This window comes from Mesorhizobium sp. CNPSo 4689 (assembly GCF_057784325.1).
Genome location: NZ_JBWLUZ010000002.1, coordinates 98,127 through 122,343, shown reverse-complemented (window position 1 = coordinate 122,343; position 24,217 = coordinate 98,127). Strand labels below are relative to the sequence as shown.

The 24,217-nt window shown below is 64.7% G+C and carries 11 protein-coding genes; 7 read left to right on the top strand and 4 right to left on the bottom strand.

Annotation, left to right across the window (positions count from 1 at the left end):
- Window positions 1-11: 11 nt before the first annotated feature.
- The 4 genes from AC04SI_RS03395 to AC04SI_RS03380 all read right to left on the bottom strand — a co-directional run bounded on the left by AC04SI_RS03395 (window position 12) and on the right by AC04SI_RS03380 (window position 11,195).
- Window positions 12-1,046, bottom strand: a complete 1,035-nt coding sequence (locus AC04SI_RS03395) for an ABC transporter permease (RefSeq protein WP_404275379.1) — start codon at window positions 1,044-1,046, stop codon at window positions 12-14.
- A 227-nt stretch (window positions 1,047-1,273) separates the two neighbouring features.
- A complete protein-coding gene (locus tag AC04SI_RS03390; protein WP_404275377.1) occupies window positions 1,274-2,926 on the bottom strand; it encodes an ABC transporter substrate-binding protein in 1,653 nt (550 codons plus the stop codon).
- Window positions 2,927-3,212: 286 nt separating this feature from the next.
- Entirely contained in the window at window positions 3,213-9,263 is a 6,051-nt protein-coding gene (locus AC04SI_RS03385) for a translocation/assembly module TamB domain-containing protein (RefSeq protein WP_488473911.1), read from the bottom strand.
- A 3-nt stretch (window positions 9,264-9,266) separates the two neighbouring features.
- Window positions 9,267-11,195 (bottom strand): autotransporter assembly complex protein TamA, encoded by a 1,929-nt coding sequence (locus tag AC04SI_RS03380; RefSeq protein ID WP_488473910.1) that lies wholly within the window; start codon window positions 11,193-11,195, stop codon window positions 9,267-9,269.
- A 280-nt stretch (window positions 11,196-11,475) separates the two neighbouring features.
- On the opposite strand from AC04SI_RS03380, the gene AC04SI_RS03375 reads away from it, so the two are divergent.
- The 7 genes from AC04SI_RS03375 (at window position 11,476) to AC04SI_RS03345 (ending at window position 24,118) form a co-directional block, all read left to right on the top strand.
- A complete protein-coding gene (locus tag AC04SI_RS03375; RefSeq protein WP_488473909.1) occupies window positions 11,476-16,956 on the top strand; it encodes an alpha-2-macroglobulin family protein in 5,481 nt (1,826 codons plus the stop codon).
- Between the two features lie 213 nt (window positions 16,957-17,169).
- A complete protein-coding gene (gene pbpC / locus AC04SI_RS03370; protein ID WP_404282360.1) occupies window positions 17,170-19,260 on the top strand; it encodes a penicillin-binding protein 1C in 2,091 nt (696 codons plus the stop codon).
- Between the two features lie 18 nt (window positions 19,261-19,278).
- Window positions 19,279-20,001 (top strand): M15 family metallopeptidase, encoded by a 723-nt coding sequence (locus tag AC04SI_RS03365; protein ID WP_404282361.1) that lies wholly within the window; start codon window positions 19,279-19,281, stop codon window positions 19,999-20,001.
- A gap of 231 nt (window positions 20,002-20,232) precedes the next feature.
- Complete coding sequence (locus AC04SI_RS03360) at window positions 20,233-21,261, top strand: sulfate ABC transporter substrate-binding protein (RefSeq protein ID WP_192180775.1); 1,029 nt, start codon at window positions 20,233-20,235, stop codon at window positions 21,259-21,261.
- Between the two features lie 74 nt (window positions 21,262-21,335).
- Entirely contained in the window at window positions 21,336-22,187 is an 852-nt protein-coding gene (gene cysT / locus AC04SI_RS03355) for a sulfate ABC transporter permease subunit CysT (RefSeq protein ID WP_404282363.1), read from the top strand.
- Entirely contained in the window at window positions 22,180-23,064 is an 885-nt protein-coding gene (cysW, locus tag AC04SI_RS03350; RefSeq protein ID WP_404282365.1) for a sulfate ABC transporter permease subunit CysW, read from the top strand. Before cysT ends, cysW begins: the two co-directional genes overlap by 8 nt.
- A 13-nt stretch (window positions 23,065-23,077) precedes the next feature.
- The gene (locus AC04SI_RS03345; RefSeq protein ID WP_404282367.1) at window positions 23,078-24,118 is read left to right on the top strand and encodes a sulfate/molybdate ABC transporter ATP-binding protein; all 1,041 of its coding nucleotides are present in this window, start codon (window positions 23,078-23,080) and stop codon (window positions 24,116-24,118) included.
- Window positions 24,119-24,217: the final 99 nt, after the last annotated feature.

Genomic DNA, 24,217 nt, shown 5'->3' with positions numbered 1-24,217 from the left:
CGCCCGATCCCCTACTGCACTCTGATACGCGGATTGAGAAACGCGTAGCCGACGTCTGAAATGAGCTGCGTGATCAGCACGATGAACACCGAGACCAGCGAGCAGCCGAGCAAAAGGTCGATGTCGTTATTGCCGGCGGCCTCGACCAGCGTATAGCCGAAGCCCTGGTAGCGGAACATCACCTCGACGATGACGACGCCGGTGAGCAGCCAGGGAAACTGCAACATGATGACGGTGAATGGCGCAATCAGCGCGTTACGCAGTGCGTGCTTGACCACGACGCTGCCGAAGGAGAGGCCCTTCAGCCGCGCTGTGCGGATGTATTGCTGCGTCATCACCTCGACCATCGAGGCGCGCGTCATGCGCGCGATATAGCCGATGCCGTAGATCGCCAGCGTCATCACCGGCAGCGTGAAATTGTAGAAGGTGATGCCTTGGCTGGCCGAGGCCGCCGAGCCATTCAGCCAGCCGAGCCAGGACGCGAAGATGACAGTGAAGATGACGCCCGACACATATTCGGGCGTCGCCGTCGAGGCAATCGAGGCGACCGATAGCGTCCGGTCCGTTCGCGAACCCTCGCGCATGCCGGCAAGGATGCCGATCAGCAGCGAGATCGGCACCATGACCAGCAGGACGCAAAGCATCAGGATGCCGGTGGCGCTAAGCGCTGGAAAGAGCTTTGACGCCACTGCCGTCTTGAACTTGGTCGAGCAACCGAAATCGCCCTGCAGGATACCGGAATATGTCGGCACAAGCGGATCGTTGCAGAAGGAGAACCGCTGGGCCGGCTTGCCTGTCGCGGCATCGGTCACCGGCTGCTTGGGCATCACGCCGAGCCATTGGCCATAGCGGACGAAGAAGTTCTGGCGGTAGCCGTGTTCCTCCAACCAGCTTTCGAGCTGCTCGGCCGATGTATGCATTTCGGTCTGGCTGATCGCCAGCTTCTTCAAATTCGGATCGAGGTTGATCAGGAAGAAGACGATGATCGTCAGGCACAGCATCGTCAATGCCATGGTGCCCAGGCGCCTGATAACGAAAGAAAGCATGGCGGTCCCCTGCCGGTCTGGTTGGGGTTGTAGCCAGCTTCGAAAACCAGCCCTACCGTTGCCGGCAGAGTTGGCTGTCAAACCGGCCCTCGGATGCGATCAACCCTGTTTTATTGCACGATCTTTCCCGAAGAGTCCGCAACTTTTTTGCTGCGCCGGCTTCTGGTTCTGGAACCATGCAAGCAGTGATGGGGAAGGGGCGAACGCCCCCTCCCCGATCGATCCGATCACGCCTGTTCGAGCCAGACCTTGCCGTAGTCGCGCTCGTATGTCGGGTGCATCTTGTAATTCTGCACCGCCTTGACCGAGTGACTGTAGAGCTTGCGCCAGAAGGGCTGGATGATGATGCCGGAATCCTGCAGGGTCTGTTGGATGTCCTTCATCATATCCTTGCGCTTGGCGGCATCGGCGACGGCGAGCGCGGCGTTGAGCTTGGCATCCCAATCGGGATTCGACCAGGCTGTCTCGTTCCAGGCTTCACCGGTGCGGTAGCCGATCGCTAGAACCTGGACGCCGAGCGGCCGCATGTTCCAGGTGGTCATCGACAGCGGATACTTGGTCCAGTCGTTCCAGAAAGTCGAGCCCGGCAGCACCGTGCGCTTCACCTTGATGCCGGCGTCACGCAACTGCGCGGCGATCGCATCGCCGGTGTTCTTGTTCCAGTCCTCGTCGGCCGTGATCAGCTCATGCTCGAAATCGGCATGGCCGGCTTCGGCCATCAGTGCCTTCGCCTTGGCCGGATCACGCGCGATCTTCGGCAACTCGAAATATTCCGGATGAATCGCGCAGACGTGGTGGTTCTCAGCGACAGTCCCGGCATTGCCGTAACCGAGCTGGAGGACGACAGCGTTGTCGACGCCGAGTTGCAGCGCCTGGCGTACCTTCTGGTCGTCGTAAGGCTTGTTGGCCACATTGGTGCGGCAGACGATGGTCGCTGCGGTGACCACCTCGGACTTCACCAGATCCATGCCGTCGAGGATCGACACATAGTCGGCCGAGGTTTCGTAGTTGGTGTGTATTTCGCCGGCTTCGAAGGCGCTGACCATCGCCGCCGGATCGGTGCCGTAGTCGATGAACTCGACGCCGTCGAGGAAGACCTCGCCATCCCACCACTTGTTGTCTTCGCGGCGTTTGTAGACCACCTTCTGGCCGACATCGTAGGAGACGAGTTCGAATGGGCCGGTGCCGATGGGGCAGGCCTTGAAGTCGCCGCCCTTCTCGTCGAAGGTCTTGTGAACGATGAGGCCCGGATAGTCGCACATGTTCGGGATGAGCGCGATATCGGGCTTGCCCAGCTTCAGCTTGACGGTCACATCGTCGACCTTGGTCACGGCGCTTTCGTCCAGCTTGTCGTCCTTGACCAGCGAGCCGAGACGACCTGGCATGGAGTTGCCTTCGGCTTTCTTGTCGCCCCAGCGCTTGAGGTTGAAGATCACGTCATCGGCGGTGAATGCATCGCCGTTCGACCAGGTCACGCCCTTACGCACATGCAGTGTGTATTCGGTGGCGTCGTCGTTCACATCCCAGCTCTCCAGAAGATAGGGACGGAACGTGTATTCGGTGGTGTACTTGACCAGCGGCTCGAGCGCCTGGCGCTCGGCATTGGCGATTTCCGACCAGTCGGCCTTGCGCGGGTCCTTCGGATCCTTGATCCACTGCGCGACCTTCAGCGTGCCGCCTTTCTTGCCCTGGACCTCTTCCGCCTTGGCCGGCGTCGGATCGGCCAGACCGAGCATGCCGTAGGCCATCGCCGTGGACGCGCCGAAGACGCTGGCCAGAGCGAGAAATTCGCGGCGATCCATCTTGCCTGCCTTGGCTTCTTCGGCCATTGCCAGGATATGATCCGGAACGCGGTCACCGTTGCTTTTGTAGATTGCCATGACTGACTCCCATTGTTGGCTTTCTGCCTTTTAACATTCCGCATCCGCGCCGTGATGTCAAAGACCGACACGGACGGGGAACATGTTAGCGAATGTGCAACTTTGGAAGGAGGGCAGTTCGCGTGATAGCGACAGTCTTGGCGCAAAATTGCTACTGCCCGGAAGATTCCGTTCGAATCCCGGGGCCCGATTAAAATGAGACATTCAAGCGGGATAGGACAGCGCCAGCTGATCCTTGAGTTTGCGCCAGGGCGATAGCTCCCGACGCTCGCGATCGTCGCCGATTTCAGTATTCGCGCTCGTAGAAGATGCCGCCCTTGGCTTCCCCTGCATCGTTGGCTTCGCCGCGCAATTTGACGCCGCGCCCGACATTGAGATCGATGGTCGCCTTGCCAGAACCCGGCTTGTCGCCCTTCTGGATCGTCACATAGGTGCGGTCGTTGAGGTATTTGCCGGCCGAAACGGCCGTGCCGCCCTTCTCGTCCGTCGTGACGTCGAGATCGTCGACGCCGATCGCGCTGCGCAGGTTTTCGAGCAGCGATGTCGAGCCGCCGACGCCAGCCAGCTGCCCTGCGGCTTCGGCAAGCTGGGCGATCTGCAGCGGCGACAGATTCGACATCGAGCGGCCGAAGATCAGTTGCGCCAGCACCTCGTCCTCCGGCAGGGCCGGCACGGACGAGAAGGTGAATTTCGGATTGGTCGCTTCGCCCGAGACGACGATGGTGACGGTGGCGCTGCTCGTCGTCGAGGTTGCCGTCAGGTTGAGGTAGGGCACCAGCGAGCCCGAAAAGCCGACCGTGCCTTCGGTGAAGGTCAGCCGCTTGGCGAGGATCGACAGCCGCCCGCGCTGCAAGGTGAAGGTGCCGACCGCATGCGGCGACGATGCCGGGCCGGTGAGCTTCAGCGAACCGCCAAGCTCGGCATCGACGCCCCGGCCCTGGATGAAGATCTGGTTCGGCGCGTTGACCGTGACGTCGAGGACAAGCCCGCTGCCGCCGCCACCGCCGCTTGTCGTTGGCGGACGCAGCGCCTTGTCCTGCGCCCGGACGGCGCCGGGCGCGTTCTTGTGCTTGACGTCGAGCGCCGACAGCGACCCCGGCAGCTTCTCGGGCACGGTGATGACGGTCTTGGCCAGGTTGATGGTTCCCGAGATCACCGGCGCCGAGGCGAGCGGTCCCTTGATGGTCAGGTCGCCGCCGAGATTGGCCGTGACCACCCTGCCGTCGGTATAGCGGCCGTCGATGAGCTTGACCGACAGGTCGGCCGGGAACCCTTGCGCCGGATTGATGCCGACCGTCCCGCTGGCCGACAGGCTGCCGCGCGTCGACAGTGTGCCGGTCAGGCGGTTGATCCGGGCAACGCCGGCGCCGATCGAAACGTCGGCGACGATGTCGTTGACGGCAAGGCCGGAGCGCGCATCGACCAGGCGGGCGCCTGACGTGCTGACCGTGCCGCCGATCACCGGTGACGTCGCCGAGCCGCGCACCTGCACATTGACATTGGCGGTGCCGTTCAACGACAGGCCCTGCGCGGCAAGCTTCGCGGCAAGGAAGGAAAACGGCACCTTGCCGGAAAAGTCGAGCACCAGCGCCGGTGCGCCCGCAATGGTCACCGTGCCGCCGCCCTTGAGGCCGAGACCCGCCCCATCGCTGATGTTGGCATCGAAGGTGAGTTTCTTGCTGGCGAACGTTCCTGACGAGGAGATGTTCATGCCGCCAAGGCCGGCGCCGCGGGTCTGCGCGGTCTGCACCCCGGCGGCGTCGATTTTGAAAGCGATGCTTGGATTGGCGGGGGCGCCCGTCACCTTGACCGTGCCCGAAATGGAACCGGCGGCATCGAGACCGCGTGAAAAACTATTGGCGAGCGAGGCTGGCACCTTGGCCAGCGCGGCATTGATGTCGAGCGCCTGCCCGACCTTGCCGGTCACCGTCGCCGTGCCGCCGCCGAGGTTGAGTACCAGCCTGTCCAGCGTCGTCGTTCCATTGGCGATGCTCACGGCCGAGGCTTGCGCGATCGCCGCCTTTATCCCCTGCACCGTCGCCTGGCCGGAAGCGAGCTCGATGGTCGTCGTGCCGTTGGCGACCTTGACCCGGCCGGCGGCCTTGGCCGGAATGTCCTTGACGGTGGCGCCGCCGGAAAAGCCGGTCCAGTCGCCGTCGCGCTTGAGATCGACATCGATGCCGCGGATGACGGTGCCGCCGGAGGTGACGCTGTCGGCGCGGATCTTGCCCGAGATCACCGGCGCGGCGAGATAGTTGGCGATCAGCGCGTCGATGGAAACGGTTTTCGCCACCAGGTCGCCGCGTGAAAGCGAACCGGTCGTCGCCTTGATAGCGACCTGCGGCGCGTTGCCGCTCTTCGAGAAGACGATCGTGCCGCGCACATCGCCTTCGGCCTTTTCCAGCGCCAGCGCGGCAAGCGGCCCGATATCGGGCAGGTCGAGGGCGACAGTGCCTTCAGGCACGAAGGCTTGGTCGAGCGCGAGGTCGCCGGAGATCCGGTTCTTGCCCAGCGACAGCAGCAGTCCGTTGATGGCGCTCTTGCCGTCCGTCGTCGCCAGCACCGCGCTGCCCTGCAGTGCCTGCCCGGCGACATTGCCGGTCAGTTGCACATTGGCCGCCGGATTGGCGGCATCCGCCTTGCCGGTGGCGGTCAATTTCAGGCCGGTGATTTCGCGGTCCGCGACCGAAAGCCGGTCGCTCTCGACCGTCAGCGACAGGTCCGGCGCCAGGCTGGCGCCTTGCGCATTCAGCGCGAAAGCGATGGCACCCTTGGCGTCTTTCGACAGCAGCGAAATATCAGCCAACGCGCCCTTGATGTCGGCGCTGAGCTTGTTGTCGGCGAGGCTTGCCTGCCCATTGGCGGTCAGCGCACCCGACGCCAGCGTGACCGGGCTCGCGCTGACATTGCCATGGGCATCGCGCTTCAGCGTCGCGCTGAGTTGCGTCCGCTCGGCCAGCACGCCACGCGCCGCCGCCGGCAACGCCGCCGAAAGGGCGTCCGCCTTGAGGTTGAGGTCGATGGCGCCGTCGGCCAGGGAAACCCGGCCATTGAAAGCGCTGTCGAGTGCTGCGCCCTGCACCGAGCCGCTGTCGATGGTGATGGCATCCGCGGCAAGGCTGCCGGCGACTTTTGCGATGATCTTGCCGGCGATCAGCGGCGCGATGGTCGGGTTGTCCAATCCTATCTTGTCCGCCGTCACCGTACCCGAGATCGGTCCGGTACGGCTCTTGACGTCGAAGGCGTCGGAATGCAGCGCCAGCGTGATGCCTTCAACCTTGGCGTGGTTGGTGGCGACCGAAGGCAGCGCCGCGGAAATATCCAGCTTCGCCTTCATGCCTTGCCCCGCCGCCTTCACCGACAAGGCCTGCAGCTCGAGCTTGATCGGGCTTTCGGCGCTGCCGAGCGACAGCGGCAGGCTGGGACCGGTCGATGTCAGGTCGAGCGCGAAATCGCTGGCGCCGTTCGGGTTGATCGTGCCGGCGGCTTTGCCGGAGATCTTGTCGCCGGCAAGCGTCGCATGATCGATGGCGATCCCCCCGGCGCTCGTTAAGCCGCCGGCGGCATTGAGGTTGAGCGGCCCAAGCCCGGCCTGGCGGGTCTGGCTGGTCTCGGCGCCGGCGAGTTGCACGTTGAAGCGTATGTCTGGGCTTGCCGGCGATCCCGTCACCTGCGCCGTCCCGTCGAGTGTCCCCGCAGCGTCGAGGCCGGGGGAGAAATCATTGGCAAGGGCTGCCGGCAGGGCGGAGAAAATTGCCGCCAGGTCGAGCGTCTGACCTGCAGTGCCGGAGAGCGTCACGGCGCCACCGCCGACATCGACCACCAGTCGCTCGATGCTGGTCACGCCATTGGCGATCGAGAGATTTGACGGGCTGGCGATGGCGGCCTTGATGCCGCGAACGGTCGCCTCGCCCGAAGCGATCTCGATGCTGGTCGTCCCGCCGGCGATCTTCGCCCGGCCGGCGGCGGTGGCCGGGATGCCGGCGATCGTGGCGCCCCCGGTGAAATTGGTCCAGTCGCCGTCGCGCTTCAGGTCGACGCCAATGCCGCTGATGACTGTCGTTCCCGATGTCACACTGTCGGCCTTGATCGTACCGGAGATCGCCGGGCTCTTGAGATAGTTGGCGATCAGCGCATTGACGGTGATTGCCTTCGCCGCCATCTCGCCGCGCGAGATCGATGCACTGGCCGCATTGATGGTGACGGTCGGAGCTTCACCATCCTTGGCGAAGGCAATGGCTCCGCCGATATCACCGGCCACCGCCTGACCGGCAAGCGAAGCCAGCGGCGCGATATCGGGGGCAGCGAGCGTCAGCGTGCCGAGCGGCAGCAACTTGTCGTCGAGCACAAGGTCGCCCGAAACCTTGTTGTCACCCAGCGACAGGCTGAGCCCCTTGATCGAACGCTTGCCATCGCTGGTCACCAGCGCCGCCTTGATGTCGAGCGGCTGGCCGTCGACCGACCCGGTCAGCGAGACATCCGCCGCCGGACTGGCGATGTCGGCCTTCCCCGATGCGGTCAGCTTGATGTCCTTGACCGTACGGCCCGACGCCGTCAGGCTGGCGCTGTCGGCCGAAACGGAAAAGTCCGGCGCCCAGCGCGCCCCGCTTGCCGTCAGCGCGAAGTTGACACCGCCGGCGAGAGGCACGCCGGCCAGCTGCGACAGCACTGAAACGTCGCCGAGCGTGCCCTTGATGTCGGCCTGGATATCGCTGCCTTGCGCGCTGGCGGTGCCGCTGGCCTTGAGCGAACCGGAGGTCAATTCGAGTGAATTGGCGGCGAACGAGCCTTGCGGATCGCGGGTCGCGGTCGCCGAGAACGTCACGCGCTCGCCGAGCACGGAGCTGATCTGCGGCGGCAGCGCCGATGAAACCGCATCGGCGTTCATCTTCAGCTTCATCGCCAGGTCGGTCAGCGATAGAGTGGCCGTCAGCGAGGCGTTGAGTGCATCGCTGCGCAGCGTTCCCTGGTCGAGCGAAATCTCGTCCTTGCTGATCTTGCCGGCGAGATCGGCCGCCAGCTTGCCGGTCACCAGCGGCGTCAGCGTCGCGACATCGGTCTTCAGGCCGCCGGCAGAAAGCTTGATGGTGACCGGGCCGCTGCGGTTCTCAATTTCGAAACCGTCGGAATGGATCTGCGCCGCCAGATCGTTGAGCTGCGTGCCGCCTGCCGCCACCGAAACCAGCGACGCGCCGATATCGACCATCGGCGCCTTGCCGTCGCCAAAGGCGCGGGCGGTCGCGTTTTTCACCGCCACGGTAACTGGCTGCGCCTTGGTGCCGACGTCGAGCACCACGGGCTCGCCTTTGGCGGCGATCTCCACCGAAAGGTCGCTCGCGCCCTTGGGATCGACAGTGCCCGCGGCAGTGCCATGCACGGCGTCGCTCTCGATCGTGGCGCGCTCGATGGCGACGCCGCCGGCCGGCGTCGTGGTGCCGGCAAGGTCAAAGCTGGTCTTGCCGGCAAACAGCGGCTTCAGCTTCTCCGGCAGGAAGCGCCCGAAATCGCCGTCACCCTTGGCCTCGACGTAGTTTCCTTTGTCGCTGAGTTGGTGGCGGCCGGTGAGTTGGGTGACGATCTGGCCGTCGACGACGAAGGTACCGATGCCGCTCCAGTTGGCCAGTGGCCCCGTCCCCGAGACAATGATATCGACCGGTGGCGCGTCAGGCAGTTTGAGCAGATTGGCGATGATGCCGCCCGCCGGCTCGGATGCCTTGAGATCGAGGTCGAGCTTGTTGTCGGCGGGCGCGAAATGGACCTTGGCGTCGACATTGCCCTGCTTGCCGTCATGGCGGGTGACGTTGAGCACCGTTTCGACCGCCAGCGGCGAGGCATCGACCTTGGCCGATCCCTTGGCGGCCAGCTCGGCAATGCCACTCCCGGCCAGTTGCTCGCCAAGCGCAATCTCAGGCATATCGATCTGTTTTATGTCGATCGAAACCGGCAGCGTCGTTGCACCACTCTCCGCTGGCCGGGTGCTCGCAGCCGGCAAGCGGGCGAGTTCGATGCGCTCGGCACCGATGCGCTCGGCGTCAAAACTCTTCGACAGAAGCGCCAGCGGCGACCAGTCGACGGCGACCTTGCGGGCCACCAGCCAGGCACCGTTGCGGTCTTCCAGCACGACATGGTCGAGCCTGAGCGCGCCCGACCAGATGCCGTCTATGCCGCTGACGGTGACCTTGCGGTCATCGCTCGATGCCAGGTTCGAGACGATGCCGGCGAGGTTGTCGCGACCGCGCTCGGTCTTGGTCAGCACGACGAGCGCGCCGACCGCTGCCGCCACCACGATGAGCAGCGTGTAAAGAACAATGCGGAAGATGCGCCAGAACGTCTTCATGGCTCAGAACGCCTGACCGATGCCGGCATAGATGCCGAAACGCGGGTCGCCCGGGTCGCGGTTGAGCGGGATCGCCGCGTCGACCCTCAACGGCCCGAATGGCGTTAGATAGCGCACGCCGACGCCGGCGCCCACCTTCATGTCGGAAAAGTCCGGGAAAGATTTCGTCGAGACGGTGCCGGCATCGACGAACGGCACGATGCCGACCGTGTCGGTGACGGCAATGCGCATCTCGACCGAGGTTTCGAAGAAGGAAAGGCCGCCGATCGGCTGCCCGTCGATGTCCTTAGGGCCGATGCCTTGATAGGCATAGCCGCGCACCGAGCCGCCGCCGCCGGAATAGAAGCGACGGTCGGCAGGGACATGCTCCAGGCTGGTGCCGACGATGGAACCAATGGCAACGCGCTCGGCGAGCACGAATTTTGAGGCCGTGTCGACCGATTGGTAAGCCGACCCTTCGCCCTTCAGCTTGAGGAAGGCAGCGCCGCTCAAAATGTCGTAGCTCGGTTCGGCATAGGCCAGCACCCTGAAACCTTTTGTCGGATTGAGCCTGACGTCGCGATTGTCATAGACATATTGCAGCGGAATGCTGGCGATCAGATAGGTGCGTTTGCCGAAGGCATCGGTGATTTTCGAATAATCGAGCGCGCCTTCCGCCGACACCCTCTGCTTCTTGTCGATGTCATAGGAAAGCCCGGTGCTGCCCTTGATTGAGAAATGGTCATAGGCGTCGGGATGTTCGAGCACGGTCTTGACGCTGGCAATGAATTTCGATGCCGGCCCGACCACACCCGGCTTCTCGAACATGATGCCGGCATTGTAGTTGAGCTCGCCCAGGTCGTTGCTGCCAATGCCGCTGATGGCGCCGTCGATGCGCAGCTTTTCGGCCCGGCCGAACAGATTGCGGTGGCCCCAATAGCCTTCGAGGCCGAGCCCCTCGGTGTTGGAGAAGGTGCCGCCGACGCCGAAATAGCGCGGCTTGCGTTCGCTGACCTGAACGTTGATCGGGATGTTGCCGTCGGCGTCGAGGCCGTCGCCTTCCTTCAGCGTCACGCTGTTGAACACTTCCAGCCCAAGCAGCCGGTCGCGTGCATCGTCGATCTCGTCGGGCGAATACTGGCGGCCGCGCTTCAGGCCGGTCATGTATTCGGTGAAATCGCGGTCGACCTTCTCGGTGCCCTCCACCGTCGTGTCGCCATAGCCGGCGACCGGTCCGGCCGCCACGGTCAGCGTGACGTCGAGCGTCGAGGTCGCATGGTCGGCGACGATATGGCTGCTCGTGACCTTGGCCAGCGGCCGGCCTTCCTGCTTCAGCGCCCGGACGATCAGCGCTTCGGCCTTGAGCACGGCGCCCGATCCGGCATCGCCGCCGGCGATCAGCCCGAAATCGGCGCTTGCCAGCCCGGCCGCATCGCCCTCCAGCCTGATATTGCCCAGCGTGAATTTCGGCCCAGGCGTCACCGTGACCACCACCGGGATCGGCTGCGGCCCGGTGAATTCGGCGTCCGGCGGCAATTCATCCAGCGCCTTGCCCTGGATGGTGACGGTGACGATGCCTTCGTAGCGGGCATCCGCATAAAGCGCCGCAACCAGTTGTTCGCGGTCGCTGCGCGCCTTGGCCAGCAGGCCGAGCGAACCGGACACAGGGCGTTCTTCGTCGGCCTTCAGCGTCGAGGCGTTTTCGAGTTTCTTGACCAGATCCTTGTCGGCGTCGGTCGCTTCGATGCTCACGGCGTAGCGCAGCGGGTCGACGATATCGGCGTCCTCGTCCTTCGACGAGCCCCACAATTTGATGCCGAAAATCTCGAAAGCGGCCGCATTCCGGCTTTCCGCGGCGAGCATGGTGGAACACATCAGCACGAAAAGCAGGGCGCGCGGAAGCCCGCGCATTCGCGCGGTTCTTCCCGACATATGCCTTTCATGCGCCGACATTACAAATCTAACCTAGCTTGCAATGCTAAAATTGGAATGAAGTTCTGAAGTGCTCGTAAAGGGGCCACAATCCAATTGTCTGAAATAGACAGGGCTTGGAATTCACACCTTCTGCGTCGCCGCAAGAATGCGTGATCCCCTGTCCTATGGAGGTTCTATCCGATACCGGCTCTCGGCCGGAAAGGAAACCGTTGGCAGGCGGAACCTGCCGCGTCCTTGTGTTGACAAGCCTGACTGAAGCTTGATCATGCCGGGACGTAAGCACTGTCTGGAGGGTGTTATGGCAATGCGCGCGGCTCGTGGTCTGTCTTTTCTTCTCCTTCTTTTCTTTGCCTTGGGAAGCGCCGCGCAAGCGGCCGAAGCCCGGCGAATCGTGACGACCGACAATTCCGACTATTTCGGTTTCGATCTCCGCTCCGACCAGAATGTCAGCCTCGACCAGTGCAAGACGACCTGCCTGGGCGATCCGGCCTGCCGCGCCTTCACCTACAACACCAAGGCCAAATGGTGTTTCCTCAAATCCGACTATAACCAGCTGAAAACCTTCAACGGCGCCATCGCCGGCAAGGTCGCCAATGTCGATGGCGATCCCGATATCGGCGCGCCGCCGGAGCTTGCCTTCTTCCCCAACTGGATGGCCGACCAGGCCCAGCAGTACCGCAACAAGCTGACCGATCCGGCCTATGACAAGCCGACCGAAGGGCTGGAAGCGCTCAAAGCAGCGGCCGAGCAGTCGTCGCTGACCGGCGACCATCGCTCCGCCATGCAGAAATACGAGGCCGCGGTTTCGGTATTGCCCGATGACGGCCACCTCTGGTTCGAACTGGCGCGCGAGACACTTGCGGTGCAGCCGGCCTCCAACACCTCCGAAGCATCGACTTTGCCGGCAAACGCCACCTCCGCCGGCTTCAACGCCTACAAGCTCCTGCGCACCACCAGGACGCGCGCCGAAGTGCTGGCGCTGCTCGGCGCCGGGCTTGACCGCCGCGACCTCTACCGGCCAGCACTCCAGGCCTATGAAGCCAGCCTCGCGCTGGTCGCTTCGCCTTCGGTCCAGGCCGACTATGCGGACCTGAAGTCACGCAAGGGCTTCCGCGTCATCGATCACACGGTCGACGCCGACACCAGCGCGCCACGCATCTGCGCGCAGTTTTCCGAGGACCTGGTCAAGACGGGCGTCGACTATGCCCAGTTCGTCACCGTCGACAATGCGCCGCCGAAGGGCGTCGAGGCCAAGGACAAGCAAATCTGCGTCGAAGGGCTGGAACACGGCCAGCACTATGAAGTGACCTTCCGCACCGGCCTGCCGGCCGCCATCGGCGAGGTGATTTCCGTACCCGTGGTGCTGTCGATCTATGTGCAGGACCGCGCGCCATCGGCCCGCTTCACCGGCGACAGCTTCGTGCTGCCGGCCGGCGCGCGCCGCGGCATTCCGGTCGTCACCGTCAACATGGCCGCCGCCAAGATGAAGCTTTATCGCATCGGCGACCGTTCGCTGGCGCAGCTTCTGTCCGGCTATCAGTTCCTGAAGCAGCTCGACGGCTACGACCTTTCCAACATCTCCGACCAGATGGGCGAGCCTGTCTGGGAAGGCCAGCTCGACATCGCCAACGATCTTAACAAGGAGGTCACCACGTCCTTCCCGGTCGATGAGGCCCTGCCGCAGCGCAAGCCGGGCGTCTATGTGCTGACCGCGCAGGCGGTGGACGACAAGAGCGACGAGTATAATTCACGGGCCACGCAATGGTTCGTTGTCTCCGACATCGGCCTGTCGACCTATACGGGGCAGGACGGGCTCAACGTCTTTGCCCGGTCGCTCGGAACCGCCAAGCCGATATCGGGCGCCGAGCTCACGCTGCTCGCCCGCAACAACGAGATCCTCGGCACCGCCACCACCGACGCCGAAGGCCGCGCCGTCTTCAACCCCGGCCTGACGCGCGGCGACGGCGGCATGGTGCCGGCCGTCCTGATGGCCAAGCAGGGCGACAACGACTTCGTCTTCCTCGACATGGGCCGGGCCGGCTTCGACCTGTCCGACCGCGGCGTCTCCGGGCGCCCGGCGCCGGGCGCGCTCGACCTCTATGCCTGGACCGAGCGCGGCATCTACCGCGCCGGCGAGGATGTCCATGTCGCGGCGCTCGCCCGCGACGGCGCCGCCAAGGCGGTCGAGAACCTGCCGCTGACCTTCATCTTCACGCGCCCCGATGGCGTCGAGAACCGCCGTATCGTCAGCGACGGCGCATCGGCCGGCGGCCATGCCGTCGACCTGCCGCTCGAACCCAACGCCATGCGCGGCACCTGGACCGTGTCTATCTACACCGATCCCAAGCAGGCGGCGGTCGCCAGCCAGATGTTCCTGGTCGAGGATTTCGTGCCGGATCGCATCGAGTTCGACCTCTCCGCCGACAAGAAGGAGATTGCGCAGGGTGAGACCGCCAACGTGACCGTCGACGGCCGCTTCCTCTATGGTGCGCCGGCAGCGGGCCTGGCGCTCGAAGGCGAGTTGACGCTGTCGACCGCCCGCGACTGGGACCGCTTCAAGGGCTATTCCTTCGGTCTCGCCGACGAGCAGTCGGCCGAACCCTCGGTGACCCCGCTCACCGGCCTGCCCGTGGTCGGCGAAGACGGCAAGGCGATCTTCCCGGTCTCCGTCGACCAATTGCCCTCGACCACCAAGCTGGTCGATGCCAAGGTCACGGTCAGGATGCGCGAAACCGGCGGCCGCGCCGTCGAGCGCTCGCTCGAGATCGGCATCCGCCCGCAAGGCCACATGATCGGCATCCGGCCGGATTTCGACAATGACGAGGTGCCGCAAGGCGGTACGGCCAAATTCAGCCTGATCGCCGTCGATCCCGACGGCAAGCGCGAAGCGCTGAAGGACGCGTTGTGGTCGCTGGTCAAGGTCGAGCGCAATTACCAATGGTACCGCTCCAACAATTCCTGGAACTATGAGCCGGTGACCTTCACCAAGTCGGTGGCCAACGGCCAGGTCGACCTCAGCGCCGATGGCGAAGCGACCGTGTCGCTGCCGGTCGACTGGGGCCGCTACCGGCTGCAGGTCGAAACTGCCGATCCCGAGGGACCGGCGACCAGCTATGAGTTCGATGGCGGCTGGTATGTCTCCTCCACCACCACCGAAACACCCGACGGCCTCGAGATCGCTCTCGACAAGGACACTTATGCAGCAGGCGAAGTGGCCAGGCTCAAGATCTCACCGCACTTTGCCGGCGAACTGCTGGTTACCATCGGCGCCGACAAACTGCTGAAGACCGTCACCGCCACGGTGCCGGTCGGCGGCAGCACCGTCGACATCCCGGTCGGCGACGACTGGGGCGCCGGCGCCTACATCACCGCGACGCTGTTCAGGCCGGGCGATGCGCAGGAAACGCGCCTGCCGGCGCGCGCTATCGGCGTCAAATGGCTGAACGTCGATCCGGGCTCGAAGAAGCTCGCGGTCACCCTGACGCCGCCCGACAAGACGATGCCGCGCCAGCAGCTGTCGTTCCCGGTCTCCGTCGCCGGTGTGCAACCCGGCAGCAATGCCTATGTCATGGTCGCCGCCGTCGATGTCGGCATCCTCAACCTCACCAACTACAAGGCGCCGGACCCGGAGAACTGGTTCTTCGGCCAGCGCATGCTCGGGCTTGAGATCCGCGACCTCTATGGCCGCCTGATTGACGGTTCGCTCGGCACTACCGGCAAGTTGCGCACCGGCGGCGACGGCTCCAACCTGCAGGCGCAAGGCAGACCGCCGACCGAAAAGCTGGTCGCCTTCTTCTCCGGCGTGGTCCAGCTCGATGCCGACGGCAAGGCCAGGGTCGACTTCGACATTCCGCAGTTCAACGGCACCGTGCGCGTCATGGCCGTCGCCTGGACCAAGGAAGCGGTCGGCCATGCCCAGTCCGACGTCATCGTGCGTGATCCGATCGTGATCACCGCCGGCCTGCCGCGCTTCCTGGCGCCCGGCGATACCGCCGTCATGCGGCTCGACATTGCCGACACCGACGGTCCGGCCGGCGACTATGCCCTGTCGATCGACACGACAGGCGATCTGTCGACCGGCGACAAACCGTTGCCCCAGATGCTGACGCTCGCCCAGGGCAAGCGCCAGACGCTGACCGTGCCGCTGATCGCCAAGACCGCCGGCAATGCTTCACTGACCATCAAGCTCGCCCATGCCGACGGCACCAAGGTTGAGCAGACGCTCTACGTCCCGGTGCGGCCACCGCAACTGCCGGTCACCACCCGCCTGGTGGTCGACCTCAAGCCCAATGTCGGGGCGCTGCGCGTCGACAAGGAACTGCTGGCGGCAAGCCTGCTCGACGGCGCTTCCGTCAGCGTCGGTGTTTCGCAGGCGGCAGCCTTCGACGTGCCGTCGCTGCTGATGACGCTCGACCGCTACCCCTACGGCTGCGCCGAGCAGACGACCAGCCGCGCCCTGCCGCTGCTTTACGTCAACGAGCTGGCATCCGGCGTCGGCATGGCCAGCGACCCGGACCTGCATAACCGCGTCCAGGAGGCCATCTACAAGGTGCTGAGCTACCAGGCCTCGGCCGGCAGCTTCGGCCTGTGGGGGCCGGGCTCCGGCGATCTCTGGCTGGACGCCTATGTCAGCGACTTCCTGACCCGGGCGCGCGAGCAGAAATACGACGTGCCTGCACTGGCGATGAGCCAGGCGCTGAACAATCTGCAGAACTCGCTCGGCTACGACCAGGACGTCCAGGGTCGCGGCAGCGAGATCGCCTACGCGCTCTATGTCCTTGCCCGCAACAAGAAGGCTTCGGTCGGCGACCTGCGTTACTACGCCGACACGCAGCTCGAGGCCTTCACCAGCCCGATGGCCGTCGCCCAGTTGGCGGCGAGCCTGGCGCTCTATGGCGATACGCAGCGCTCGGAAGCCACGTTCCAGGCGGCGTTCCGGCTGGCCCAGTCGGCCACCGACTACGACTACTACCGCTCGGACTACGGTTCGCCGTTGCGTGACGGCGCGGCGATGCTGGCGCTTGCCGCGGAATCGAAGCCGGTGCCGACCATCGTGCCGGCACTGACCAGGCTGGTGGCGAGGAAGCGCGCCGACGCCCGCTGGACGAGCACGCAGGACGAGTCCTGGATGCTGCTGGCGGCGCGGGCGTTGAAGGAGGGCAACGACTCGATCACGCTCTCGATCAATGGCGCGCCGCACGCCGGCGGCTATTCCGACCAGCTCAGCGGCAGCGACATAGCCGACAGCCCGCTCACCATCGCCAACACCGGCAAGACGCCGCTGCAGGCCGTCGTCACCACGGTGGCCTCGCCGGTCGAGCCGCTGCCGGCCGGCGGCGACGGCTTCACCATCGAGCGCACCTACTACAAGCTCGACGGCACCGAAGCCAACGTCACCGAGGTCCAGCAGAACGAACGCTATGTGGTCGTGCTCAAGGTTTACGAGCAGAACAAGTGGCCGTCGCGCCTCTTGATCACCGATCTGTTGCCGGCCGGCTTCGAGATCGACAATCCCGGTCTGGTCTCCAGCGCACAATTGTCGAACTTCTCCTGGCTGGCGCAGACCGATGCCGCCCATCTCGAATTCCGCGACGACCGTTTCGTTGCGGCGTTCAACCCGAATGACAGTGACGGCGACCGCAGCATCGCACTGGCCTATGTCGTGCGCGCGGTGACGCCCGGCACCTACGCCCATCCGGCAGCGACGGTGGAGGACATGTACCGCCCGCAATATTCGGCCCGCACCGCCACCGGCATGATGGAGGTCAAGGCGCCGTAAGGCTAAGATGGCGAACAGGAACATCGCGATGGCGCAGCCCCTCATTGCCCTGCTGGGCATTTCTCCCCGTATAGAGACGGGGAGAAAGAAGCCTGCGCCAAAGCTTTCGCCAATCTCGAACGCTGCGGAAAAGGTGCCGAACGCAGCAACAGCTCCCTTCTCCCCGTCACTATACGGGGAGAAGGTGCCTGCAGGCGGATGAGGGGCGGCGCCATGCCCTCCAGGAAAATCCTGCGCCGATCGGCTATCGCGGCGACCTCGCTCGCCGGCCTCCTCGCTGTTTCCGCAATCGCCCTCTGGCATCTCGACCGCGCCTTTCCGCCGCCGCTGGCCGAAAAACTCACGGTCTCGACCGAAGTGCAGGACCGCGACGGCCAGTTGCTGCGCGCCTTCGCCACGCCCGACGGCTACTGGCGGCTCGAGACCCGCCTCGACCAGGTCGACAAGCAGTTCGTCGACATGCTGGTTGCCTATGAGGACAAGCGCTTCTGGGACCATGACGGCGTCGACGTGCTGGCGCTGGCCCGCGCCGCCGGGCAGTTCGTGACCAATGGCCATATCGTCTCCGGCGGCTCGACGCTGTCGATGCAGCTTGCCCGGCTGATCGAGCCGCGCGACAGCCGCAGCCTCGGCTCCAAGATCAAGCAGATGCTGCGCGCCATGCAGATCGAGCGGCGGCTCTCCAAGCGCGAGATCCTGGAGCGCTACCTGACGCTGGCGCCCTATGGCGGCAATCTGGAAGGCGTGCGCGCCGCCTCGCTCGCCTATTTCGGCAAGGAGCCAAAGCGGCTCACCGTCTCGGAAGCCGCCCTGCTCGTTGCTCTGCCCCAATTGCCGGAAAGGCGCCGGCCCGACCGCAACCTCGGCATTGCGCACGCCGCCCGCGACCGCGTGCTGACCCGCATGGTTTCATCAGGCCTGCTCGGCGAACGCGAGGCCGCCCGCGCCGCGCTCGACGATGTTTCGGGCCTGCGCCGCAAATTGCCGGCGCTCGCTGCCCATGCCGCCTATGCCATGTTGCCCAAGGCCGTGCCCGGCAAGCCGCTGCAGCTGACGATCCGCAAAAGCGTCCAGCAAGGACTGGAGCAGGTGGCCAAGGAGGCGGCCGCCAAGCTCGGTCCGCGTCTGTCGGTGGCCATGGTGATGGCCGACTCCCGCACCGGCGACATCCTCGGCGAGGTCGGTTCGGCCGATTTCTTCGATGCCAGCCGGTCCGGCTGGATCGACATGACCAGGATCGTCCGCTCGCCGGGTTCGACGCTGAAGCCTTTCATCTACGGCCTCGCCTTCGAGCAGGGGCTGGTGGCGCAGGAAACCATCATCGAGGATAGCCCGGCCGACTTCTCCGGTTATAGGCCGAAGAATTTCGACATGGGCTACCAGGGCGACGTCAGCATCCGCCAGGCGCTGCAGCTGTCGCTCAATGTGCCGGCGATCCGCGTGCTCGACGCGGTCGGCCCGGCGCGGCTGACGGCGCGCTTCCGCCAGGCCGGCGTCAGCCCGGTGCTGCCGGTCAACGAGGCGCCGGGCCTGGCGATCGGCCTCGGCGGCGTCGGCGTGACGCTGCGCGACCTTGTCCAGCTCTATACGGGGCTCGCTAATGGCGGCAAGGCGCACACGCTGCATGACGGCACCGAGCCGGCAAATGCCGAACGCTCCACCGCCACCATCCTCGATGACCAGGCGAATTGGCAGATCACCGACATATTGTCGGGTGTAAAACCGCCCGAAGGCGCCTCCCAGCGCGGCATCGCCTACAAGACCGGCACCTCCTATGGCTACCGCGATGCCTGGTCGGTCGGCTTTGACGGCCGCTACGTGCTGGGTGTCTGGGTCGGCCGCGCCGATGCCGGCGCCGTGCCGGGCCTCTCCGGCTATGTCTCGGCGGCGCCGATCCTGTTCGATGGCTTCGTCCGCTCCGGGCTCGCCACCGTGCCGCTGCCGGGGCGGCCGACCGGTGTGTTCAGCCCCAGGCGCGAGGACCTGCCGGTGACCTTGGCGCGCTTCGGCGCCGTCACCGAGGGGCTGGCGCAGGCAGCACCCACCGAACCCGCGCCGACGATCATCTTTCCACCCGACGGCGCCCGCGTCGATCTCGGCGCGAACTCGGCCGATGCCTCGCCGCTGGTGCTGAAACTGCAAGGCGGCCGTGCGCCGTTCCGCTGGCTGGCCAACGGCAAGCCACTGACCGGCATCGACCGCCGCCGCACAGCGACCTGGCTACCAGACGGCGCCGGCTATTCGACGCTCACCGTGATCGACGCCGCCGGACGCGCGGCCAGCGTGAAGGTGTTCGTCGAGTGAAAGTGCTCGTTGAATAGAATGCGCCAAACGATTCAGCGCATTGGGCTTTGCGCCCTGCTGCCCCTCGCCTGCACCCTTCCCGCCTCCGCCGATCCCCTCCCGGCCGACTTCGTCCGCCTTGCCGATGTCGATCCCTCGATCCGCCAGGACATCCGCTATGCCGGCCTCGAAAATTTCCTGCATCGCAAGGCCAATGGCTATGACGCCCCGGTCTGCATCCTTACCCGGCGGGCGGCGGCGGCTCTATCCAGCGTGCAGAACGCGCTTGCCGCCGAGGGCCTGACGCTGGTCGTCTTCGACTGTTACCGGCCGGCGCGCGCCGTCACCGATATGAGTGAATGGACAAGAAAGGGCGGACCGCCCGACCCGCAATGGTATCCGGCGGTCAAGCGGAACGACCTCATAGCCAAGGGCTACATCGGCGAACTGTCCACCCATTCGCGTGGCTCGACCGTCGACGTCGCCATCGCCCATGCCGATCGCGAGAGCGCGCTGAAGCCCGCCTGCGGCGCGCCCGATGCCGACACGCTCGATTTCGGGACCGGCTTCGACTGCTTCGATCCGACGAGCGAAACCACCCACCGCCCGCTTGCCGGCGACGCTGCGGCAAACCGCAAAAGGCTGGTCGAGGCCATGCGTGCTGGCGGCTTCAAGAACTATGGCCGCGAATGGTGGCACTTCACGCTGGCAGACGAACCGTTTCCCAAACAGCGTTTCGACTTCCCCGTCAGGGCAGAATAGCTGGTCGCCGCGAAGGTGAACCTCCGGCCGGCTGGCCTTGCCTTAGGCGCGACCCGTTTCTAAATAGCGTCGAACCGACGCGGAATCGACACAGGCTAATATGAGGAAAATGTTTCCTCGGGAGGTCGATGCCCAGCGAAAAATTGCTTCAAGAGGGCAAAAAAGGCAACGTTGAATGCATCTAATTTCTATCAATTCGGTAGAGTTCGGCCATCATCAACGGAGGCGGAAATGACCAACCCTCATTTCAGGAAACTGCTCGGCGCACTGGTCGCCACATCTGTCCAGTTCGGCACGCTCGGTTTCGCGTTTGCCGACACAACCCTTCTCAACGTGTCCTATGACCCGACACGCGAGCTCTACAAGGCCTATGACGAGGCGTTCGCCGCCCATTGGAAGGCCGAGACCGGCGAGACCGTGACCATCCAGCAGTCGCATGGCGGATCGGGCGCCCAGGCCCGCGCCGTGATCGACGGCCTCGATGCCGACGTGGTGACGCTGGCGCTCGAAGGCGACATCAACGCCATCGTCTCGAAATCGCAGAAGATCAATCCGGACTGGCGCACGAAATTCGAGAACAATTCCGCCCCCTATACGTCGACCATCATATTCCTGGTCCGCAAGGGCAACCCGAAGGGCATCCATGACTGGAACGACCTGGTCAAGGAAGGCGTCCAGGTGATTACGCCGAACCCGAAAACCTCAGGCGGCGCACGCTGGAACTACCTCGCAGCCTGGGCCTATGCCAATGCCAATGATGGCGGCGACGAGGCCAAGACCAAGGAATTCGTCGGCAAGCTCTACTCCAATGTCCCGGTGCTCGACACCGGCGCGCGCGGCTCGACCGTGACCTTTGCGCAAAAAGGCCTCGGCGACGTGCTGATTGCCTGGGAGAACGAAGCCTATCTGGCGCTTGACGAATTCGGCGCCGACAATTTCGACATCGTCTATCCGCCGACCTCAATCCTGGCCGAGCCGCCGGTCGCGGTGGTGGACGCCAATGTCGACGCCAAGGGCACGCGCAAGGTCGCTGAGGCCTATCTGGGCTGGCTCTACTCCAAGGAAGGTCAAACGCTGATCGCCAAGAACCATTACCGTCCGGCAAAGCCCGATCTGGTGCCGGCGGAAGACCTCGCCAAACTGCCCGCGATCAAGCTCGTCACCATCGACGATCCGCTTTTTGGCGGTTGGAAGAAGGCACAGCCTTACCATTTCGGCGACGGTGGTATATTCGACCAGATCTACAAGCCGGCCCAGTGAGGCGCGGCGGTCGCAAGGCCGCGATATCACTGACGGCAATCTGGTCTGAATAAGAAGGGACGAACCAGACTTCCATGACCACAGCACCCGCTCAGGCGGGGTGGCGGTTCAGACAGCCGAGTGTCATTCCGGGTTTCGGATTGACGCTCGGCTTCTCGCTTGCCTACCTCACGCTCATCATCCTCATCCCCCTCTCGGGGCTGGTCTGGCGCTCGGCAGCACTTGGCTGGACCGATTTCTGGGCGATCGTTGCCGACCGCCGCACCATCAACGCGCTCGAAATCAGTTTCGGCACCGCCTTCGCCGCCGCCGCCGTCAACGTCGTCTTCGGCACGCTCGTCGCCTGGGTGCTGGTGCGCTACCGCTTTCCCGGCCGCCGCATCGTCGATGCCATGGTCGACCTGCCCTTCGCGCTGCCCACCGCCGTGGCTGGCATCGCGCTCACCACGCTCTACGCGCCCAATGGCTGGATCGGCAAATTGCTGATGCCGCTCGGCATCAAGGTCGCCTACACGCCGCTCGGCATTGTTATTGCGCTGGTCTTCATCGGCCTGCCCTTCGTCGTGCGCACGGTGCAGCCGATCATGGAGGAGATCGACAAGGAGGTGGAGGAGGCAGCCGCCACGCTCGGCGCCAGCCGCTTCCAGATCATCACCCGCATCCTGTTTCCCGGCTTGGCGCCGGCGATCGTCACCGGCTTCTCGCTGGCCTTCGCGCGTGGCGTCGGCGAATACGGCTCCGTCATCTTCATCGCCGGCAATCTGCCGTTCAAGTCGGAGATCGCACCGCTTTTGATCGTCATCCGGCTGGAGGAGTACAACTACCCGGCGGCGACCGCGATCGCCGCGATCATGCTGGCGCTGTCGTTCCTGATGCTGCTCGTCGTCAATCTGGTGCAGTCGTGGAGCCGCAAACGCTATGGCTGACCCCGAGATCAAATCCTACGAGCCGCTTCACGAAAGCCAGTCGGCGGCGGTGACCGAAAGCCGGCCCGTGCGGGCGGTGCTGATGGCAGTGGCCTTCGCCTTCCTCGGCGTCTTCCTGGTCCTGCCGCTGATCGTCGTCTTCAACGAAGCCCTGGCAAAGGGCGTCGGCGCCTACACCGAGGCGCTGGCCAGCCCCGACACGCGCTCGGCGATCCGCCTGACGCTGCTGGTGGCGGCGATCTCGGTGCCGCTCAACATCGTCTTCGGCATCTCGGCCGCCTGGGCGATCGCCAAGTTCGAGTTCAAGGGCAAGGCCTTCCTGACCACGCTCATCGACCTGCCCTTCTCGGTCTCGCCGGTCATTTCCGGCCTGGTCTATGTGCTGCTGTTCGGCGCTCAAGGGTTGCTCGGCGCCTGGTTGAAGGCACATGGCATCGTCATTCTGTTTGCCGTGCCCGGCATCGTGCTCGCCACCGTCTTCGTCACCTTCCCCTTCGTCGCGCGCGAGTTGATCCCACTGATGCAGGAACAGGGCAATGGCGACGAGGAGGCAGCACTTTCGCTTGGCGCCAATGGCTGGCAGACCTTCTGGTACGTGACGCTGCCCAACGTCAAATGGGGATTGCTCTACGGCGTGCTGCTGTGCAATGCCCGCGCCATGGGTGAGTTCGGCGCGGTGTCGGTGGTGTCTGGACATATACGCGGCCTGACCAACACCATGCCGCTGCATGTCGAAATCCTCTACAACGAGTACAATGCCGTCGGCGCCTTTGCCGTCGCTTCGCTGCTTGCCGGCCTTGCGCTGGTCACGCTGGTCTTGAAAACACTTCTCGAGATGCGCTACGGCGCCGAGATCGCCGCGACGCGCGGACACTGAAAAGGGACGGTTGATGGAAGTTCGCGTTGCCAACGTACGCAAGGAGTTTGACCGTTTTCCGGCCCTCCACGACGTATCGCTCGACATCAAGTCCGGCGAACTGATCGCGTTGCTCGGGCCGTCCGGTTCCGGCAAGACCACCCTGCTCCGGCTGATTGCCGGGCTGGAGCGGCCGACCAAGGGGGCGATCTTCTTCGGCGACGAGGACGCTTCGCAAAAGTCGATCCAGGAGCGCAATGTCGGCTTCGTCTTCCAGCACTATGCGCTGTTCCGGCATATGACGGTCGCCGACAATATCGGCTTCGGCCTGAAAGTCCGGCACGGGCCGTCGCGCCCGCCGACACAGGAGATCCGCCGCCGCGCGTCAGAACTTCTCGACCTCGTCCAGTTGTCGGGGCTGGAAAAGCGCTATCCGGCGCAGCTTTCAGGCGGCCAGCGCCAGCGCGTGGCTCTCGCCCGCGCCATGGCGATCGAACCCAAGGTCCTGTTGCTCGACGAGCCGTTCGGCGCGCTCGATGCCCAGGTGCGCCGGGAACTGCGCCGCTGGCTGCGCGATATCCATGACGCCACCGGCCACACCACGGTGTTCGTCACCCACGACCAGGAAGAGGCGCTGGAGCTTGCCGACCGTGTGGTGGTGATGAGCCAGGGCCGCATCGAGCAGGTCGGCACCGCCGACGAGATCTACGACACGCCGAACTCGCCCTTCGTTTATGGCTTTATCGGCGAATCCAGCTCGCTTCCCGTCAAGGTCGACAATGGCGATATCTGGCTCGCCGACCGTCCGATCGGGCTGTCGGCGCCGCATGCGGATTCCGGCGAAGCGATGCTGTACTTCCGTCCGCACGATGTCGAACTGCTCGACGGCTGCAGCGGTTGCATTGCCGGCACCGTCGCCGCCAGCCGCCGCGTCGCCGGCACCAGGCGGGTGGAACTGGAAATCGGCGGCGAGCGCCAGCGGGTCGAGATCGAACTGCCCGTCGATCATCCGGCGGCGCAGAAGAGCCGCGTCGCATTCCGTCCCAGGCGCTGGAAGCTCTTTCCGGCTGCTTAGGCCAGCTTGGAAATTTCCTGATGTAAGCCTAAAGCCGCCAGTTGTGGCGGCATGGGCGGTTTGACTCTGCTTGAAAGAAAATCCTATCAAGCGGCTGTT

Bases quoted from the DNA above. Each gene is read 5' to 3' on its own strand.
- pbpC (WP_404282360.1), top strand. From the start codon at position 17,170: ATGCCCTCCAGGAAAATCCTGCGCCGATCGGCTATCGCGGCGACCTCG.
- AC04SI_RS03375 (WP_488473909.1), top strand. From the start codon at position 11,476: ATGGCAATGCGCGCGGCTCGTGGTCTGTCTTTTCTTCTCCTTCTTTTC.
- cysT (WP_404282363.1), top strand. From the start codon at position 21,336: ATGACCACAGCACCCGCTCAGGCGGGGTGGCGGTTCAGACAGCCGAGT.
- AC04SI_RS03385 (WP_488473911.1), bottom strand. From the start codon at position 9,263: ATGAAGACGTTCTGGCGCATCTTCCGCATTGTTCTTTACACGCTGCTC.
- AC04SI_RS03360 (WP_192180775.1), top strand. From the start codon at position 20,233: ATGACCAACCCTCATTTCAGGAAACTGCTCGGCGCACTGGTCGCCACA.
- cysW (WP_404282365.1), top strand. From the start codon at position 22,180: ATGGCTGACCCCGAGATCAAATCCTACGAGCCGCTTCACGAAAGCCAG.
- AC04SI_RS03365 (WP_404282361.1), top strand. From the start codon at position 19,279: ATGCGCCAAACGATTCAGCGCATTGGGCTTTGCGCCCTGCTGCCCCTC.
- AC04SI_RS03395 (WP_404275379.1), bottom strand. From the start codon at position 1,046: ATGCTTTCTTTCGTTATCAGGCGCCTGGGCACCATGGCATTGACGATG.
- AC04SI_RS03345 (WP_404282367.1), top strand. From the start codon at position 23,078: ATGGAAGTTCGCGTTGCCAACGTACGCAAGGAGTTTGACCGTTTTCCG.
- AC04SI_RS03380 (WP_488473910.1), bottom strand. From the start codon at position 11,195: ATGTCGGCGCATGAAAGGCATATGTCGGGAAGAACCGCGCGAATGCGC.
- AC04SI_RS03390 (WP_404275377.1), bottom strand. From the start codon at position 2,926: ATGGCAATCTACAAAAGCAACGGTGACCGCGTTCCGGATCATATCCTG.